The 16,161-nt window shown below is 39.1% G+C and carries 27 protein-coding genes and 1 pseudogene; all 28 read left to right on the top strand.

Features of this window, described 5'->3' with window-relative positions; all coding sequences use genetic code 11:
- The 28 genes and pseudogenes from B2R82_RS14725 (at nt 1) to infA (ending at nt 16,134) form a co-directional block, all read left to right on the top strand.
- Complete coding sequence (locus B2R82_RS14725; RefSeq protein ID WP_286925566.1) at nt 1-1,017, top strand: sensor histidine kinase; 1,017 nt, start codon at nt 1-3, stop codon at nt 1,015-1,017.
- A gap of 96 nt (nt 1,018-1,113) precedes the next feature.
- The gene (locus B2R82_RS14730; RefSeq protein ID WP_286925567.1) at nt 1,114-1,875 is read left to right on the top strand and encodes an ABC transporter ATP-binding protein; all 762 of its coding nucleotides are present in this window, start codon (nt 1,114-1,116) and stop codon (nt 1,873-1,875) included.
- Nucleotides 1,865-3,850 carry an FtsX-like permease family protein gene (locus tag B2R82_RS14735; RefSeq protein WP_286925568.1) on the top strand — a complete coding sequence of 662 codons (1,986 nt, stop codon included), beginning with the start codon at nt 1,865-1,867 and terminating at the stop codon, nt 3,848-3,850. The genes B2R82_RS14730 and B2R82_RS14735 overlap by 11 nt, the downstream gene beginning before the upstream one ends.
- Before the next feature lie 446 nt (nt 3,851-4,296).
- On the top strand, nt 4,297-4,605 hold the full coding sequence (gene rpsJ, locus B2R82_RS14740) for a 30S ribosomal protein S10 (protein WP_004233624.1): 309 nt from the start codon (nt 4,297-4,299) through the stop codon (nt 4,603-4,605).
- Between the two features lie 46 nt (nt 4,606-4,651).
- Nucleotides 4,652-5,281, top strand: coding sequence for a 50S ribosomal protein L3 (gene rplC / locus B2R82_RS14745; protein ID WP_286925569.1), 630 nt, complete (start codon nt 4,652-4,654; stop codon nt 5,279-5,281).
- A gap of 26 nt (nt 5,282-5,307) precedes the next feature.
- On the top strand, nt 5,308-5,931 hold the full coding sequence (gene rplD, locus B2R82_RS14750; protein ID WP_004233626.1) for a 50S ribosomal protein L4: 624 nt from the start codon (nt 5,308-5,310) through the stop codon (nt 5,929-5,931).
- Entirely contained in the window at nt 5,931-6,215 is a 285-nt protein-coding gene (gene rplW, locus B2R82_RS14755) for a 50S ribosomal protein L23 (protein WP_004233628.1), read from the top strand. Before rplD ends, rplW begins: the two co-directional genes overlap by 1 nt.
- A gap of 48 nt (nt 6,216-6,263) precedes the next feature.
- A complete protein-coding gene (rplB, locus tag B2R82_RS14760) occupies nt 6,264-7,094 on the top strand; it encodes a 50S ribosomal protein L2 (RefSeq protein WP_054771424.1) in 831 nt (276 codons plus the stop codon).
- A gap of 60 nt (nt 7,095-7,154) precedes the next feature.
- Nucleotides 7,155-7,433, top strand: coding sequence for a 30S ribosomal protein S19 (gene rpsS, locus B2R82_RS14765; RefSeq protein ID WP_036151954.1), 279 nt, complete (start codon nt 7,155-7,157; stop codon nt 7,431-7,433).
- A gap of 22 nt (nt 7,434-7,455) precedes the next feature.
- A complete protein-coding gene (rplV, locus tag B2R82_RS14770) occupies nt 7,456-7,800 on the top strand; it encodes a 50S ribosomal protein L22 (RefSeq protein ID WP_004233639.1) in 345 nt (114 codons plus the stop codon).
- 3 nt (nt 7,801-7,803) lie between these two features.
- Nucleotides 7,804-8,457 (top strand): 30S ribosomal protein S3, encoded by a 654-nt coding sequence (gene rpsC / locus B2R82_RS14775; protein WP_004233642.1) that lies wholly within the window; start codon nt 7,804-7,806, stop codon nt 8,455-8,457.
- 1 nt (nt 8,458) lies between these two features.
- The gene (gene rplP / locus B2R82_RS14780) at nt 8,459-8,893 is read left to right on the top strand and encodes a 50S ribosomal protein L16 (protein WP_004233644.1); all 435 of its coding nucleotides are present in this window, start codon (nt 8,459-8,461) and stop codon (nt 8,891-8,893) included.
- A complete protein-coding gene (rpmC, locus tag B2R82_RS14785) occupies nt 8,883-9,083 on the top strand; it encodes a 50S ribosomal protein L29 (RefSeq protein WP_004233646.1) in 201 nt (66 codons plus the stop codon). The genes rplP and rpmC overlap by 11 nt, the downstream gene beginning before the upstream one ends.
- Before the next feature lie 18 nt (nt 9,084-9,101).
- Nucleotides 9,102-9,365, top strand: a complete 264-nt coding sequence (rpsQ, locus tag B2R82_RS14790) for a 30S ribosomal protein S17 (protein WP_004233648.1) — start codon at nt 9,102-9,104, stop codon at nt 9,363-9,365.
- A gap of 43 nt (nt 9,366-9,408) precedes the next feature.
- Nucleotides 9,409-9,777 (top strand): 50S ribosomal protein L14, encoded by a 369-nt coding sequence (gene rplN / locus B2R82_RS14795; RefSeq protein ID WP_004233650.1) that lies wholly within the window; start codon nt 9,409-9,411, stop codon nt 9,775-9,777.
- A gap of 35 nt (nt 9,778-9,812) precedes the next feature.
- Nucleotides 9,813-10,121 (top strand): 50S ribosomal protein L24, encoded by a 309-nt coding sequence (gene rplX / locus B2R82_RS14800; protein WP_053482809.1) that lies wholly within the window; start codon nt 9,813-9,815, stop codon nt 10,119-10,121.
- A 28-nt stretch (nt 10,122-10,149) separates the two neighbouring features.
- A complete protein-coding gene (gene rplE / locus B2R82_RS14805; RefSeq protein WP_004233654.1) occupies nt 10,150-10,689 on the top strand; it encodes a 50S ribosomal protein L5 in 540 nt (179 codons plus the stop codon).
- 21 nt (nt 10,690-10,710) lie between these two features.
- A complete protein-coding gene (locus tag B2R82_RS14810; RefSeq protein WP_004233656.1) occupies nt 10,711-10,896 on the top strand; it encodes a type Z 30S ribosomal protein S14 in 186 nt (61 codons plus the stop codon).
- Nucleotides 10,897-10,925: 29 nt separating this feature from the next.
- Nucleotides 10,926-11,324, top strand: coding sequence for a 30S ribosomal protein S8 (rpsH, locus tag B2R82_RS14815; RefSeq protein WP_008181717.1), 399 nt, complete (start codon nt 10,926-10,928; stop codon nt 11,322-11,324).
- Between the two features lie 30 nt (nt 11,325-11,354).
- Nucleotides 11,355-11,894: a 50S ribosomal protein L6 gene (gene rplF / locus B2R82_RS14820; protein ID WP_054771426.1), complete on the top strand. Its 540-nt coding sequence runs from the start codon at nt 11,355-11,357 to the stop codon at nt 11,892-11,894.
- A 32-nt stretch (nt 11,895-11,926) separates the two neighbouring features.
- Nucleotides 11,927-12,286, top strand: coding sequence for a 50S ribosomal protein L18 (gene rplR / locus B2R82_RS14825; RefSeq protein WP_286925571.1), 360 nt, complete (start codon nt 11,927-11,929; stop codon nt 12,284-12,286).
- 21 nt (nt 12,287-12,307) lie between these two features.
- Nucleotides 12,308-12,811, top strand: a complete 504-nt coding sequence (rpsE, locus tag B2R82_RS14830; RefSeq protein WP_054771428.1) for a 30S ribosomal protein S5 — start codon at nt 12,308-12,310, stop codon at nt 12,809-12,811.
- 13 nt (nt 12,812-12,824) lie between these two features.
- The gene (gene rpmD / locus B2R82_RS14835) at nt 12,825-13,007 is read left to right on the top strand and encodes a 50S ribosomal protein L30 (protein ID WP_054771429.1); all 183 of its coding nucleotides are present in this window, start codon (nt 12,825-12,827) and stop codon (nt 13,005-13,007) included.
- Nucleotides 13,008-13,041: 34 nt separating this feature from the next.
- Nucleotides 13,042-13,482, top strand: coding sequence for a 50S ribosomal protein L15 (gene rplO / locus B2R82_RS14840; RefSeq protein ID WP_054771430.1), 441 nt, complete (start codon nt 13,042-13,044; stop codon nt 13,480-13,482).
- Nucleotides 13,482-14,777, top strand: a complete 1,296-nt coding sequence (secY, locus tag B2R82_RS14845) for a preprotein translocase subunit SecY (RefSeq protein WP_286925572.1) — start codon at nt 13,482-13,484, stop codon at nt 14,775-14,777. The genes rplO and secY overlap by 1 nt, the downstream gene beginning before the upstream one ends.
- A gap of 70 nt (nt 14,778-14,847) precedes the next feature.
- Nucleotides 14,848-15,501 carry an adenylate kinase gene (locus B2R82_RS14850; RefSeq protein ID WP_286925574.1) on the top strand — a complete coding sequence of 218 codons (654 nt, stop codon included), beginning with the start codon at nt 14,848-14,850 and terminating at the stop codon, nt 15,499-15,501.
- Nucleotides 15,502-15,760: 259 nt separating this feature from the next.
- Nucleotides 15,761-15,829: pseudogene (locus tag B2R82_RS14855) on the top strand (hypothetical protein); the annotation flags it as partial.
- Between the two features lie 86 nt (nt 15,830-15,915).
- A complete protein-coding gene (infA, locus tag B2R82_RS14860) occupies nt 15,916-16,134 on the top strand; it encodes a translation initiation factor IF-1 (RefSeq protein WP_004233690.1) in 219 nt (72 codons plus the stop codon).
- Nucleotides 16,135-16,161: the final 27 nt, after the last annotated feature.

Consider the following 16,161-nt stretch of genomic DNA (forward strand, 5'->3'; position numbering starts at 1 on the left):
ATGTTATTATTATTTATAAGAGAACGCTTAGCATGGATAGGCTACTTTTTATTTATGGTGGTTGTACTTAACATCTTATTTTTATTAGACGTTGGTTTAGTAGATGTATCTATTTGGTACGTAAATGTTATTTTGCTTGTTAGTTTTATAATATTTCTTTTTTGGAGATACGTAGTTGAGACAAAGCAGCTTAAAGATTTCCTGGGAAATGTAGATAGCCAACTTGATGATGCACATAGCAGAAGCTTAGTCCTTTCGCCTTTTCAAGCAGCTTACTTTACGAAAATAGAAGATATTATTTATGATAAAAATACAGAGTTAAATCAAGCTAAAGTTCAATTACAGGAGTATTCAGATGAGCTTCTTGCATGGGTTCATGAAGTAAAAGCACCATTAACAACTATTAATCTAATGCTAGATCATATTGAAGATTTAACATTACGTCGTAAATTAGAAGCAGAGTGGCTTAGGCTGCATTTATTAGTGGATCAGCAGCTACATCAAACACGATTATCTTCCATTGAAAAAGATAATTATATGGTAGAAATAGAGCTACGTGCCGCTGTCTATAACGAAATAAAAGCTATGCAGGCATGGTGTATTGAAAAGGGTATCGGCTTTGATGTTGAAGAGCTTACAGAAACAGTAATGACAGACGGTAAATGGCTAGCTTTTATTGTTCGACAAATTTTATCTAATGCGATTAAATATAGTCCTGCAAACTCAGAGATATTCATATTTACAGAAGTAGACCCAACAGGAGCGACACTATTACACATTAAAGATAATGGTATTGGTATTCGTAAGGAGGATTTACCTCGAATTTTTCAGAAGTCATATACGGGGACTGCTGGGAGGGAATCTAGTCAATCAACAGGTATGGGTTTATACTTAGCACATAATGTAGCACAGAAGATTGGAATTCGTATTACGGTTCAATCTAGTGTAGGGGAAGGCTCCATATTTACCTTGCGTTTTCCATTACAAAATGAATATGTCAAACTAACGGGTAGATGACGAAATTGTCACCTACCTTTTTATATTGTCATGTAAAACGCACGAATAAGCGAAGAAGACAGGGTACACTTGACCTATAGAAAGGGGCGTTTATAAGTGGCAGTTTTAATTGGTCGTAAAGTAAAGAAAGTCTACGGTAAAAAATCAACAGCTCAAGAGGTTTTAAAGGGTATAGATTTAGAGGTTAATCAAGGAGAATTTGTTGGAATTATGGGCCCATCAGGTTCTGGAAAAACAACATTATTAAACGTTCTGTGCTCTATTGATTTTGCCACAGAAGGTGTTATTGAAATAAATGGTCAAAACTTACGAGGAATGAAGGAAAAGGCTCTAGCTAACTTTCGCCGTGAGCAACTAGGTTTCATATTCCAAGACTATAATTTACTGGATACGTTAACGGTAAAAGAAAATATATTATTACCATTGGCTATTGGCAAGCTTCCAAAGGCTGTTGCAGACAGTCGTGTAAAGGAGCTAACACATTTATTAGGAATTGCTGAGATTCTAAATAAATATCCCAATGAAATATCAGGTGGACAAAAACAACGTACATCTGCAGCTCGTGCACTCATTACAAATCCATCGCTAGTATTTGCAGACGAGCCTACTGGTGCACTTGATTCTAAATCAGCTACTGCACTTTTAAAAAATCTACAAAGTATTAATGAGGCAAAGAAGGCTACTATTATGATGGTTACGCATGATGCAGTAGCCGCAAGCTTTTGTACGCGTGTTTTGTTCTTAAAGGACGGGCTTATTTATAGTGAGCTATATAAAGGAGATAAAACGAGGCAGGCGTTTTTCCAAGAAATCATGCATACGCAAAGTGTGCTAGGTGGTGACGGTTATGAGTCTTAGTAAGCTTGTATTACGTAGCATGAAGAAAAATATGAAGCACTATTATTTATATTTTTTTGCTCTTATTTTCAGTGTGACTTTATTTTTTTCCTTTGTGACTTTGCAAAACAATGCTGATGTACTAGAAACTGTAAGTAAGAGTGGTACAGCCACAGCAGGTTTTGGAGCAGCAACATATATATTGTATTTTATAGTGTTATTCTTCGTGCTATATGCAAACCATCTTTTTATGAAGCGTCGTAGTAAGGAAGTTGGTTTATATCAACTAATCGGTATGACAAAGGGATTGATTGTACGTCTATTAGCGATTGAAAGTATTCTATTATTTGTTGGTGCAGTCATTTTAGGTATGCTTGCAGGCTTCTTTAGCTCTCGATTATTTGCCATGATACTATTACGAGTACTAGAAAAAGAGGCGCTTGTCACGATGACATTTAGTATCGAGGCATTACAAAAATCTATAATCGTTTTCGTTATACTCTTAGTAATTGTGCTTGTCCAAATGGCTTGGATGATTCACCGCGTATCATTACTTTCCTTATTCAGTGCTGCTAAACAAGCAGATGAACGCGTAAAACGTTTTAGTCCATTACAAATGGCGATAGGCTTTATAGGGCTTGTACTGATTGTATATGGCTATTATGCTTCAACTAAGCTTTTTGATATCGAATCTGCTGGCAATTTATTTGTTAACATGATGATTATTTTGGCTACTACTATAGGTGGTACATTTATAGTATTTCGTTTCTCTGTAGCGTTTATAATGAATTCTATCCGTTTAAAGAAAAATGGACATTTAACCGTTCGTGATGTATTAGCATTAACACCAATTATGCATCGCATGAAAAGTAACGCAAAATCTTTAACATTAATAACAGTTTTAACGGGTGTTTCTCTAGGGATTACAACATTATCGTATATAGGGTATTATTCATCAGAGTCGTCGGCATTTAGCCAAGTACCTGGAGATTATATCTTACTTGAAGACAATGGGCAGGAATTTCTAAAGAAGCTAGAGGACGAGAATATTGCTTTTGACAAAATAGATTACCGATTACAGGGAGTAATAGCGTCAGTTGGACAATTATTGTCAGAAGAAGAACAACGAGAAGGAAATCCTTTTTATAATATGGAAGGAACAATCTATACCGTTCCACTTTCTGATTATCAACAAATTAACCCAGATGCCTTGATATCTGGTAATGAAGTTATCTTAACAAATTATGGTGGGTACATGGCAGCGATGTTCAAGTTAGAGAAAGATCGCAATATTGTGGTATCTGCTGGAGAGCTCAAGGAAACATTTCATGTTGTGGACATTCAAGATAATAGTATTATAAGTGGGATCGTAACAGCTGGCGGTGGTGGACCAATTTTTGTCGTTACAGATGAAATGTTTGAAAAGCTAGCAGTACAATCTGAGCTTTTCCCTTGGCATAAGCAAGCCACAATTAATTTGAAATCAAAAGAAGATATAGCTCAAGCAGAGGAATTATATATTCAAACAGGTGCAGGGGTTATTTCAGCGTTGGATAGCAATGGTCAATCAAAACAGTTTATACAGTCATCTTTTGAAAGCGAACGTAAGGAGTATATTGAAGACTTAGGAATAACTATTTTTACGACTGCATTTTTAGGATTAGCATTTTTAATGACAACAGGTAGCATTTTATACTTTAAGCAAATGTCTGAGGCTGAAGAAGAGCGTGGATCTTATACAATTCTAAGAAAGATAGGCTTTGCTGAAAGAGATATTTTGAAAGGAATTTATATGAAACAGGCCTTCAATTTTGGTGTTCCGTTAGTCATTGGATTACTTCATAGTTATTTTGCTGTAAAATCTGGTTGGTTTTTATTTGGCTCAGAGTTAACAGCGCCGTTGTGGATTGCTATGAGTTGTTATATAGCTTTATATGCTATCTTTGCATTCCTCTCAGTGGGCTATTATAAAAAGGTTATTCGCGAATCACTATAGCAATACAATAGGAAGAAACTCAAAAACAGTATGGGTATTTAATCACCATACTGTTTTTTTATGTGCAGTGAAGGAGGAGTTAAGCATTGAAAGATGTTTGGTTTGGAATTGTAATATCTACTTTTATATAAGATTGTAAGTTGTTAGAAATATTCGAAAACGTTGATATTATACTCTTATGTGTTGCAATATTTCTAGAATTTCTTTATACTAATAAACGGCTTAAATAAGCGAAGAAATAGTAGTAGTAAGAATATCAGCAACATTTAAAAGAATTTAGCGAAAAGACTTGCTTATTCTTTTTTTATTGTATATAATGTTGAATGTTGGTCTTTGACTGCGATGAAGCGAGAGGTTGCCGACACACCCGGCCGCTTTGCCATGGCGGTGTGTAGGAGAATTTTCGTGGAGAATGTCTAGAAAATAGGCGAGAAGGAGGGAAAATAATGGCAAAACAAAAGATTCGTATTCGTTTAAAAGCGTATGATCACCGTATTTTAGATCAATCTGCTGAGAAAATTGTGGAAACTGCAAAACGTTCAGGTGCAAGTGTATCAGGTCCGATTCCACTTCCAACTGAGAAGTCTGTGTACACAATTCTTCGTGCTGTTCACAAGTACAAAGATTCTCGTGAACAATTCGAGATGCGTACGCATAAACGTCTGATCGATATCGTTAACCCAACACCACAAACTGTTGATGCGTTAATGAAACTTGATTTACCATCTGGCGTTGATATCGAAATCAAACTTTAATGGTAAAAACAATATAACTTTTTAAAACTTACAGGAGGTGTGACAAATGGCTAAAGGAATCTTAGGTAGAAAAATTGGTATGACACAAGTTTTCGCTGAAAACGGCGATTTAATCCCGGTAACAGTTATCGAGGCTACTCCAAACGTAGTTCTTCAAAAGAAAACTGTTGAAACAGACGGCTACGAAGCGATCCAAGTTGGTTTCGAAGATAAGCGCGTTAAGCTTTCTAACAAACCAGAACAAGGTCACGTAGCAAAAGCGAATACTGCTCCTAAGCGCTTCATTCGTGAATTCCGCAACGTGAACGTTGGAGAATACGAAGTTGGTCAAGAAGTCAAAGTAGAAATTTTCGCAGAAGGCGATGTAATTGATGTAACAGGAGTTACTAAAGGTAAAGGTTTCCAAGGTGTTATTAAACGCCACGGTCAATCTCGTGGTCCTATGGCCCACGGTTCTCGTTACCACCGTCGTCCTGGTTCAATGGGTCCAGTTGCTCCGAACCGCGTATTTAAACAAAAGAAATTACCTGGTCAAATGGGTGGCACTGTAGTTACAATCCAAAACTTAGAAATCGTGAAAGTTGATGCGGAACGTAACTTACTACTTGTTAAAGGTAATGTTCCTGGTTCTAAAAAAGCTCTAGTTACAGTAAAAACTGCAATTAAAGCTAAGTAATCACTTAAGGAAAGGAGGAAACAGGAATGACAAAAGTATCTGTACTTAGTCAAACAGGTGCTTCAGTTGGTGAAATCGAATTAAACGATGCGATTTTCGGAATCGAGCCAAATGAAGCAGTATTATTCGACGCTGTAGTAGCTCAACGCGCTTCTCTTCGTCAAGGTAATCACAAGGTGAAAAACCGTTCTGAAGTTGCTGGTGGTGGTCGTAAACCATGGCGTCAAAAAGGAACTGGTCGTGCTCGTCAAGGTTCTATCCGTTCTCCACAATGGCGCGGCGGTGGTATCGTATTCGGTCCTACTCCACGTAGCTATTCTTATAAATTACCTAAAAAAGTTCGTCGTTTAGCTCTTAAATCTGCTTTATCAGCTAAAGTAGTAGAACAAAATTTCTTAGTTCTTGATGCTCTTACACTAGCAGCACCAAAAACAAAAGAATTCACAAAAATTCTTAAAGATCTTTCTTTAGAGAAAAAATCTTTATTCGTAACTGCTGATCTAGATGAAAACGTAGCATTATCTGCTCGTAACATCCCAGGTGTAACAGTTTTAACTGCAAATGGAATCAACGTTCTTGATCTATTAGGTCATGATAAAGTTGTATTCACTAAATCTGCAGTAGAAAAAGTTGAGGAGGTGCTTGGATAATGGAAGCACGTGATATTTTAAAACGTCCGGTCATTACTGAGCGTTCTTCAGAACTTATGGCAGAGAAAAAGTATACTTTTGAAGTAGACACTCGCGCAAACAAAACTCAAGTAAAAGACGCAGTAGAAGAAATCTTTGGCGTAAAAGTTGAGAAAGTAAACGTTCTTAACTACAAAGGTAAATTCAAACGCGTTGGCCGTTATGGTGGTTACACAAACAAACGTCGTAAAGCGATTGTTAAATTAACTGCTGATAGCAAAGAAATTGAATTATTCGAAATGTAATCCTTAATGGATTTATGATTTGAACACTCAAGAAGGAGGGAAAACACAATGGCGATTAAAAAGTATAAACCTACCTCTAACGGTCGTCGTAATATGACGTCATTAGACTTTGCGGAAATTACAACTAACAAGCCTGAGAAATCATTGCTTGAACCAACTAAACGCAAAGCTGGTCGTAACAACCAAGGTAAAATCACTGTTCGTCATCATGGTGGTGGTCATAAGAAGCAATACCGTGTTATCGATTTCAAACGTGTTAAAGATGGCATTCCGGCAAAAGTTGCTACTATTGAATATGATCCAAACCGTTCTGCGAATATCGCATTAATCAACTACGCTGATGGAGCAAAAGCTTACATTTTAGCACCAAAAGGTCTAGAGGTTGGTCAAACAATCGTGTCTGGTCCTGATGCTGATATTAAAGTAGGGAATGCATTACCATTAGCAAACATTCCAATGGGTACAACTATCCATAACATCGAATTAAAACCTGGTAAAGGTGGACAATTAGTACGTTCTGCTGGTACTTCTGCGCAAGTACTTGGTCGTGAAGATAAATACGTAATCGTTCGTCTTCAATCTGGTGAAGTACGTTTAGTGTTAGCTACTTGCCGCGCTACAATCGGTCAAGTTGGTAACGAACAACACGAACTTGTACACATCGGTAAAGCAGGTCGTAGCCGTTGGTTAGGTAAACGCCCAGAAGTTCGTGGTTCTGTAATGAACCCTAACGATCACCCACACGGTGGTGGTGAAGGACGTTCTCCAATCGGACGTAAATCACCAATGACTCCTTGGGGTAAACCAGCACTTGGTTACAAAACTCGCAAGAAGAAAAACAAATCGGATAAATTTATTATCCGTGGTCGTAAAAAATAAAGTGATTAAACTACGGTTCTATGTGAGAGCCGTGGTGGAATCACGGAGGGAGGTTCCTACATGGGTCGCAGCTTGAAAAAAGGACCTTTTGTCGATGACCACTTAATGAAAAAAGTGGAGGCACAAGAGGCTTCTGAGAAAAAACAAGTTATCAAAACTTGGTCACGCCGTTCTACAATCTTCCCGAACTTCATCGGTTTAACGATTGCTGTTTATGATGGACGTAAACACGTTCCAGTATACGTAACAGAAGATATGGTTGGCCACAAACTTGGTGAGTTCGCACCGACACGTGCTTACAAAGGTCACGGTGCAGACGACAAGAAAACAAGACGCTAATTTTGAGAGGAGGTAAATCCTAATGACACAAGCTAAAGCTATCGCTCGTACAGTTCGCATTGCTCCTCGTAAGGTACGTCTAGTTGTAGACTTAATTCGAGGCAAGCAAGTTGGTGAGGCAGTTGCAATTTTACGTCATACTCCAAAAGCGGCGTCTCCAGTCGTTGAAAAAGTATTAAAATCTGCAGTTGCTAACGCTGAGCACAATTATGATCTTGACATCAACTCTTTAGTAGTTTCTGAAGTTTTCGTTGATGAAGGTCCAACATTAAAACGTTTCCGTCCACGTGCACAAGGACGTGCAAGCGCAATTAACAAACGCACAAGCCACATTACTCTAGTGGTATCTGAGAAGAAGGAGGGTTAATCCGTGGGTCAAAAAGTACATCCAATAGGACTACGCGTTGGTATTATTCGTGACTGGGAGTCAAAATGGTACGCTGAAAAAGACTATGCAACTCTACTTCACGAAGACATCAAAGTGCGTAAATATATTGAAACGGCTCTTAAAGACGCTTCTGTTTCTAAAGTAGAAATCGAACGTGCTGCAAACCGTGTAAACATTACAATTCACACTGCGAAACCAGGTATGGTAATCGGTAAAGGTGGTACTGAAGTTGAAAATCTTCGTAAATACCTTAGCGATTTAACTGGTAAACGTGTACACATCAATATTATCGAAATCAAACGTGCTGATCTTGATGCTCGCTTAGTAGCTGAAAACATCGCTCGTCAATTAGAAAACCGTGTATCTTTCCGTCGTGCGCAAAAGCAAGCGATCCAACGCACAATCCGCGCTGGTGCAAAAGGAATTAAAACACAAGTATCTGGTCGTTTAGGTGGCGCTGATATTGCGCGTGCTGAACACTATAGTGAAGGAACTGTTCCACTTCATACTCTACGTGCTGACATTGATTATGCACACGCAGAAGCTGACACTACTTACGGTAAATTAGGCGTTAAAGTATGGATCTACCGTGGTGAAGTTCTTCCTACGAAGAAATCTGTGGAAGGAGGCAAATAATATGTTATTGCCTAAACGCGTAAAATACCGTCGTGAACACCGCGGAAACATGCGTGGCGAAGCGAAAGGCGGTAAAGAAGTAACTTTCGGCGAATGGGGCTTACAAGCTCAAACAGCTAGCTGGATTACTAACCGTCAAATCGAATCTGCTCGTATCGCGATGACTCGTTACATGAAACGGGGCGGTAAAGTTTGGATTAAAATCTTCCCACACAAACCTTACACTAAAAAACCTCTAGAAGTCCGCATGGGTTCTGGTAAAGGTTCTCCTGAAGGTTGGGTAGCAGTAGTAAAACCAGGAAAAGTTATGTTCGAAATTGCTGGTGTATCTGAAGAGGTTGCACGTGAAGCACTTCGTTTAGCATCACATAAGCTTCCTGTTAAATGTAAAATCGTAAAACGTCAAGAAACTGGTGGTGAATCTAATGAAAGCTAATGAAATCCGTGACCTTGCCACTTCTGAAATTGAATTAAAAGTGAAATCACTGAAAGAAGAGCTTTTCAACCTTCGCTTCCAATTGGCGACTGGTCAATTAGAAAACACAGCTCGTATTCGTGAAGTGCGTAAAGCAATCGCGCGTATGAAAACTGTTATTCGTGAAAGAGAAATCAGTGCAAATAACTGATAAAGGAGGTTTTCAAGTATGACTGAGCGTAATCAACGCAAAGTTTACACGGGCCGCGTTGTTTCAGATAAAATGGACAAAACTGTTACTGTTTTAGTTGAGACTTACAAAAAGCACAAGCTTTATGGTAAACGTGTAAAATACTCTAAAAAGTTTAAAGCTCATGATGAGTTAAACACAGCGAAAATCGGTGATATCGTACGTATCATGGAAACTCGCCCGCTATCAGCTACTAAACGTTTCCGTCTAGTTGAAGTTGTAGAAAAAGCGGTTATTATTTAATAACTATTTCGGAACAACCAATTTCCGAAGGGAGGTAACCTAAGTGATCCAACAAGAAAGTCGTATGAAAGTTGCTGACAACTCAGGTGCACGTGAAGTTCTTACAATTAAAGTGCTTGGTGGCTCTGGCCGTAAAACTGCTAACATCGGTGATATCGTTGTTTGTACAGTTAAGAAAGCAACACCAGGTGGCGTTGTCAAGAAGGGTGACGTTGTTAAGGCTGTTATCGTTCGTACTAAATCAGGCGTACGTCGTAAAGATGGTACGTACATCAAATTTGATGAAAATGCTTGTGTAATTATTCGTGATGATAAATCACCACGCGGAACTCGTATTTTCGGACCTGTTGCACGTGAATTACGTGACAGCAACTTCATGAAAATCGTTTCTCTAGCTCCAGAAGTTCTTTAATTTCATGATAGTGCCAATCAAGGAGGTGCGACAGCATGCATGTAAAAAAAGGTGACAAGGTTAAGGTTATCACTGGTAAGGATAAAGGCAAAGAAGGCGTAATTCTTGCTGCTTACCCTAAACAAGATCGCGTTCTTGTTGAAGGTGTGAATATCGTGAAAAAACACGTAAAACCTAACCAATTGAATCCACAAGGTGGAATTGTAAGCCAAGAAGCTGCAATTCACGTTTCGAACGTAATGCTAATCGATCCTAAATCTGGCGAGCCGACTCGTGTAGGTTATAAAATCGAAAACGGTAAAAAAGTTCGTGTTGCAAAAAAATCAGGTGCAGTAATCGACTAATTAGTATAAATAGAAGGGAGGTACACACATGAGCCGCCTAAAAGAAAAATATTTAAATGAAGTTTCACCTGCTCTTATGAGCAAGTTTGGATATAAATCAGTTATGCAACTGCCAAAAGTTGAGAAAATCGTTATCAACATGGGTGTTGGTGATGCAGTTCAAAACTCAAAAGCATTAGATGCAGCTGTAGAAGAATTAACAATCATCACTGGTCAAAAACCAGTAGTAACGAAAGCGAAAAAATCGATCGCAGGCTTCCGTCTACGTGAAGGTATGCCTATCGGTGCTAAAGTTACATTACGCGGTGAGCGTATGTATGAATTCTTGGACAAATTAATCTCAATCTCACTACCTCGTGTACGTGACTTCCGTGGTGTTTCTAAAAAAGCATTCGATGGTCGCGGTAACTACACTTTAGGTGTTAAAGAGCAATTAATTTTCCCAGAAATCGATTACGATAAAGTTTCAAAAGTACGCGGTATGGACATCGTGATCGTAACGACAGCGAATTCTGATGAAGAAGCTCGCGAGTTATTGACACAATTCGGTATGCCGTTCCAAAAGTAATCAAACAAGGAGGGCGAAAACGTGGCTAAAAAATCTATGATCGTTAAACAACAACGTAAGCAAAAGTTTAAAGTACAAGAATATACACGTTGTGAACGCTGTGGTCGTCCACATTCAGTATATCGCAAATTCAAACTTTGCCGTATTTGTTTCCGAGAACTTGCATATAAGGGACAAATTCCTGGCGTGAAAAAAGCCAGCTGGTAATCCCCTAATTTGGGAAGGAGGTAAATGTAATGACAATGACTGATCCGATTGCAGATATGCTTACTCGCATTCGTAATGCGAACATGGTTCGTCACGAGAAGTTAGAAGTACCAGCTTCCAACGTGAAAAAAGAAATCGCTGAAATTTTAAAGCGTGAAGGTTTCGTACGTGACGTAGAATACGTGGAAGACAATAAGCAAGGTATTATCCGTATCTTCTTAAAATACGGTAAAGATAACGAGCGTGTTATCACTGGCTTAAAACGTATTTCTAAACCTGGTCTACGAGTATATGCTAAAACAAATGAAGTACCTAAAGTATTGAACGGACTTGGTATCGCTTTAGTGTCAACTTCACAAGGTTTATTAACAGATAAAGAAGCTCGCGCTAAACAAGTTGGCGGCGAAGTTCTAGCATACGTTTGGTAATTAGCAATAAATGAATGGAGGTGCAACTAAATGTCTCGTGTAGGTAAAAAAATTATCGAGGTACCAGCTAACGTAACTGTTACTGTTGCAGCTGACAACAATGTTACTGTTAAAGGTCCTAAAGGCGAACTTGTTCGTTCTTTCCACCAAGATATGAAAATTGAGCAAGAAGGTAACGTAATCTCAGTATCACGTCCTTCTGATTCAAAAGAACACCGCACAAACCACGGTACTACTCGTGCGCTTCTAGCGAACATGGTTACTGGTGTTTCTGCTGGTTTCGAAAAATCTTTAGAGCTTATCGGTGTTGGTTACCGTGCGCAATTACAAGGTAAAAAACTTGTACTTAACGTAGGTTATTCACATCCAGTTGAGTTCACACCTGAAGATGGTTTAGAAATTGAAGTTCCTTCTAACACTAAAATCATCGTTAAAGGTATCAGCAAAGAACGCGTTGGTGCTCTTGCATCTAACATCCGTGACGTGCGTCCACCAGAGCCTTACAAAGGTAAAGGTATCCGTTATGAAGGCGAATATGTTCGTCGTAAAGAAGGTAAAACAGGTAAATAATGCTGCCTAAGCATTAGAAAGGAGTGACCCTTGTGATTACGAAACAAGATAAAAATCAGGTTCGTAAAAAACGTCATGCTCGTGTACGTTCTAAAATTTCGGGTACAGCTGAGCGTCCACGCTTAAACGTATTCCGTTCTAACAAGAACATTTACGCGCAACTTATCGATGACGTAGCAGGCGTAACAATTGTTAGCGCATCTTCTCAAGAAAATAGTTTCGATGGTGCTGGTAACAATGTTGATGCTGCAACTAAAGTCGGTGAAACAATCGCAAAACGCGCTACGGAAAAAAATATTACTGCTGTAGTATTTGACCGTGGTGGTTACTTATATCATGGACGCGTTAAAGCTTTAGCTGAAGCTGCACGTGAGAACGGTTTAGAATTTTAATAAGAAGGAGGGACACATTTCATGAGTCGTATTGACGCAAACAAACTTGGAGAACTTGAAGAACGCGTAGTTACTATTAACCGTGTTGCTAAAGTTGTTAAAGGTGGACGTCGCTTCCGCTTCACAGCATTAGTTGTAGTTGGCGATAGAAACGGTCATGTAGGTTTCGGTACTGGTAAAGCTCAAGAGGTGCCAGATGCTATCCGCAAAGCTGTTGAAGATGCGAAGAAAAACTTAATCGAAGTGCCACGCGTAGGTGGAACAACTCCACACTTAGTGCAAGGTCGCTTTGGTGCAGGAGAAATCCTAATCAAACCTGCTGCTCCTGGTACAGGAGTTATCGCTGGTGGCCCAGTACGTGCCGTACTTGAGCTTGCTGGTATTACTGATATTCTTTCAAAATCACTTGGATCAAACACACCAATCAACATGGTGCGTGCAACTGTTCAAGGTTTAACTGAATTAAAACGCGTAGAGGACGTAGCTAAATTACGTGGTAAATCAGTGGAAGAAATATTAGGATAAGGGGGGAAAGATAATGGCTAACAAATTAGAAATCACCCTTACAAAATCTGTGATTGGTACTAAACCGGCGCAACGTAAGACAATCGAAGCTCTAGGTTTACGTAAATTACATCAAACTGTTGAGAAAGCTGATAATGCAGCAACTCGCGGTATGTTAGATAAAGTAGCTCACTTAGTTACTGTAAAAGAAATTTAATTTCCAATTATTGAACAAGGAGGTGCCACCCACTATGAAACTGCATGAGTTAAAACCAGCAGAAGGTTCTCGTAAGCAACGCAACCGCGTTGGTCGTGGTATCGGTTCTGGTAACGGTAAAACAGCAGGTAAAGGTCATAAAGGTCAAAACGCTCGTTCTGGTGGCGGTGTACGCCCAGGCTTCGAGGGCGGTCAAAACCCATTATTCCGTCGTTTACCAAAACGTGGCTTTACGAACATTAACCGTAAAGAATACGCTATCGTTAACCTTGACACTTTAAACCGTTTCGAAGACGGTGCAGAGGTAACTACTGCATTATTACTTGAAACTGGTCTTGTGAGCAATGAAAAAGCTGGAATTAAAGTTCTTGGCAACGGAACTCTAAACAAAAAGCTTACTGTAAAAGCTCATAAATTCTCAGCTTCAGCAAAAGAAGCAATCGAGAATGCCGGCGGAACTACTGAGGTGATTTAATGTTTCAGACAATCTCTAACTTTATGCGTGTTCGAGATATACGAAATAAAATCATTTTCACTCTTTTATTGTTGATCGTTTTCCGTATTGGTACGTTTGTGCCAGTACCAAACGTTGATGCTAATGTATTAAAGGTAACTGATGAGTTGAATCTCGTTGGTTTCCTGAATACTTTTGGCGGTGGTGCGCTGAAAAACTTCTCCATCTTCGCTATGGGGATTTATCCATACATCACTGCTTCAATCATTGTTCAGTTATTGCAAATGGACGTAGTACCGAAATTTGCTGAATGGGCAAAGCAAGGTGAAGTCGGACGACGTAAACTTGCTCAATTCACGCGCTACTTTACAATTATTCTTGCTTTTATTCAGTCATTCGCGATGTCATTTGGTTTTAATAAAATGTATGGCGGATCATTGATTAAGGAAGAAGGAATTTTAACTTATGTTACAATTTGTATTGTATTAACAGCGGGTACAGCATTCCTAGTTTGGCTTGCTGAACAAATTACTGCGCATGGTGTTGGTAATGGTATTTCGATTGTAATTTTCGCAGGTATAGTTGCGGCATTACCTACAAGTATCAACCAAGTTTATGCACAACAAATCGAGGGTGCTGGTGATAAGCTATTTATCAATCTGGTTATCCTGGGCTTACTTATTTTAATTATGCTTGCAGTTGTTGTTGGAGTTATCTACGTGCAACAAGCACTACGTAAAATTCCAATTCAATATGCAAAACGAGTTACTGGACGTAACCAGCAAACTGGTGGTCAACAAACGCATTTACCGTTAAAAGTTAATGCTGCAGGGGTTATTCCGGTAATCTTTGCATCAGCGTTCTTGATGACACCTCGTATGTTAGTTCCGTTCTTCGGTAAAAATGATGTGACAACATTCATTGAAAACATATTCAATTATGAAAAACCTGTTGGAATGATTGTTTATATTGTTTTAATTATCGCATTCACATATTTCTATGCATTCGTACAAGTGAATCCAGAAAATGTGGCTGATAACTTGAAAAAGCAAGGTGCTTACATTCCAGGTATTCGTCCTGGTGAAAGTACGCAAACGTATTTAACAAGCGTGTTATATCGTCTGACATTTGTCGGTGCGATTTTCTTAACTGTTCTTTCTGTAATGCCGATTTTATTCATGAACTTTATGAAACTACCTGCCACTGTGCAGATCGGTGGTACAAGTATTATTATCGTAGTCGGCGTAGCGCTCGAAACGATGAAACAGCTAGAGTCTCAACTTGTTAAACGTCACTACAAAGGCTTTATGAAATAATGTTGGTTTTTGGGGAACGTTTCATCGTTTCCTGAAATCAGCAAACCTTTTGTGGGAGGAATATTTCCTTATGAATATCGTTTTAATGGGTCTGCCAGGTGCTGGTAAAGGTACACAGGCAGATAAGATTGTTGAGAAGTACGCGATTCCTCATATTTCTACAGGCGATATGTTCCGTGCTGCTATTAAAGAAGGCACAGAACTAGGCTTACAGGCTAAATCGTTTATGGATCAAGGAGCTTTAGTTCCAGACGAAGTAACGATTGGTATTGTTCGTGAGCGACTTGCTAAGCCTGATTGTGAAAAGGGCTTCTTATTAGATGGTTTCCCTCGTACTGTTCCACAAGCTGAAGCTTTAGATAGCATTCTTGCTGATCTAGGCAAGGCAATTGAACATACGCTTAACATTCAAGTTGAAAGAGATGAGTTAATTGCTCGTCTATCAGGTCGTCGTATTTGTAAAACTTGCGGTACATCCTATCATTTAATTTTTAATCCTCCTGCTGAGGAAGGAAAATGTGATAAAGATGGTGGCGAGCTTTATACACGTGCGGATGATAATCCTGAAACGGTTGCAAACCGTCTGGACGTAAATATGAAACAAGCACAGCCTTTACTTGATTTCTATGAAGCTAAAGGTGTGTTAACTAATATAGATGGACAGCAAGATATTAACAAAGTATTTGCTGATCTTGATGCTCTATTACAGGGCAGCCGCAGCTGATACCCGGCTCCGGGCGCAGAATACTGCTTCCGCGGGAGGCATGCGGAAGCAACAACGAAACATAATTTTTTTGAGAGTTGCAAAAGCATATTGTGCCCGGTATATATTTCTTTTAAAAAGTGCAACATTATTTTTAAAGGAGTATAATGGGTTTCGTGGAAGCATCTGTGTAACGGGTATGAATATCTCATCCAAGACATTCCGGTATTCGTGTAAACATGGGAGATTCAGTGTCCTTTGCTGGTCCTGTAGATTCCGTGGATTGTGTGAAGCGAAACCAGACGAGCGTCTTTCAAACATCTCTCATACAATCCAAACATATGTTGAAACGAGGTTGCTTCGATGGTTGCAGCAGATATCCGTTTGATGTAACGATGAGAACTTTAATTTGCATATAGAGAGGAGACAGAGTAGATGGCGAAAGATGATGTAATTGAAGTCGAAGGAACAGTTGTTGAGACTTTGCCAAACGCGATGTTTAAGGTAGAATTAGAAAATGGACATGTGATTCTAGCACACGTATCTGGTAAGATTCGTATGCACTTTATCCGCATTCTACCTGGAGATAAGGTTACTATCGAGTTATCTCCTTATGATTTAACTCGCGGTCGTATCACATACCGTTTTAAATAATCTTTTGCGCTCCGGACTACTAAGGAG

The sequence above is a fragment of the Lysinibacillus sp. UBA6686 genome, assembly GCF_002455205.1.
Lineage (GTDB): Bacteria > Bacillota > Bacilli > Bacillales_A > Planococcaceae > Lysinibacillus > Lysinibacillus pakistanensis.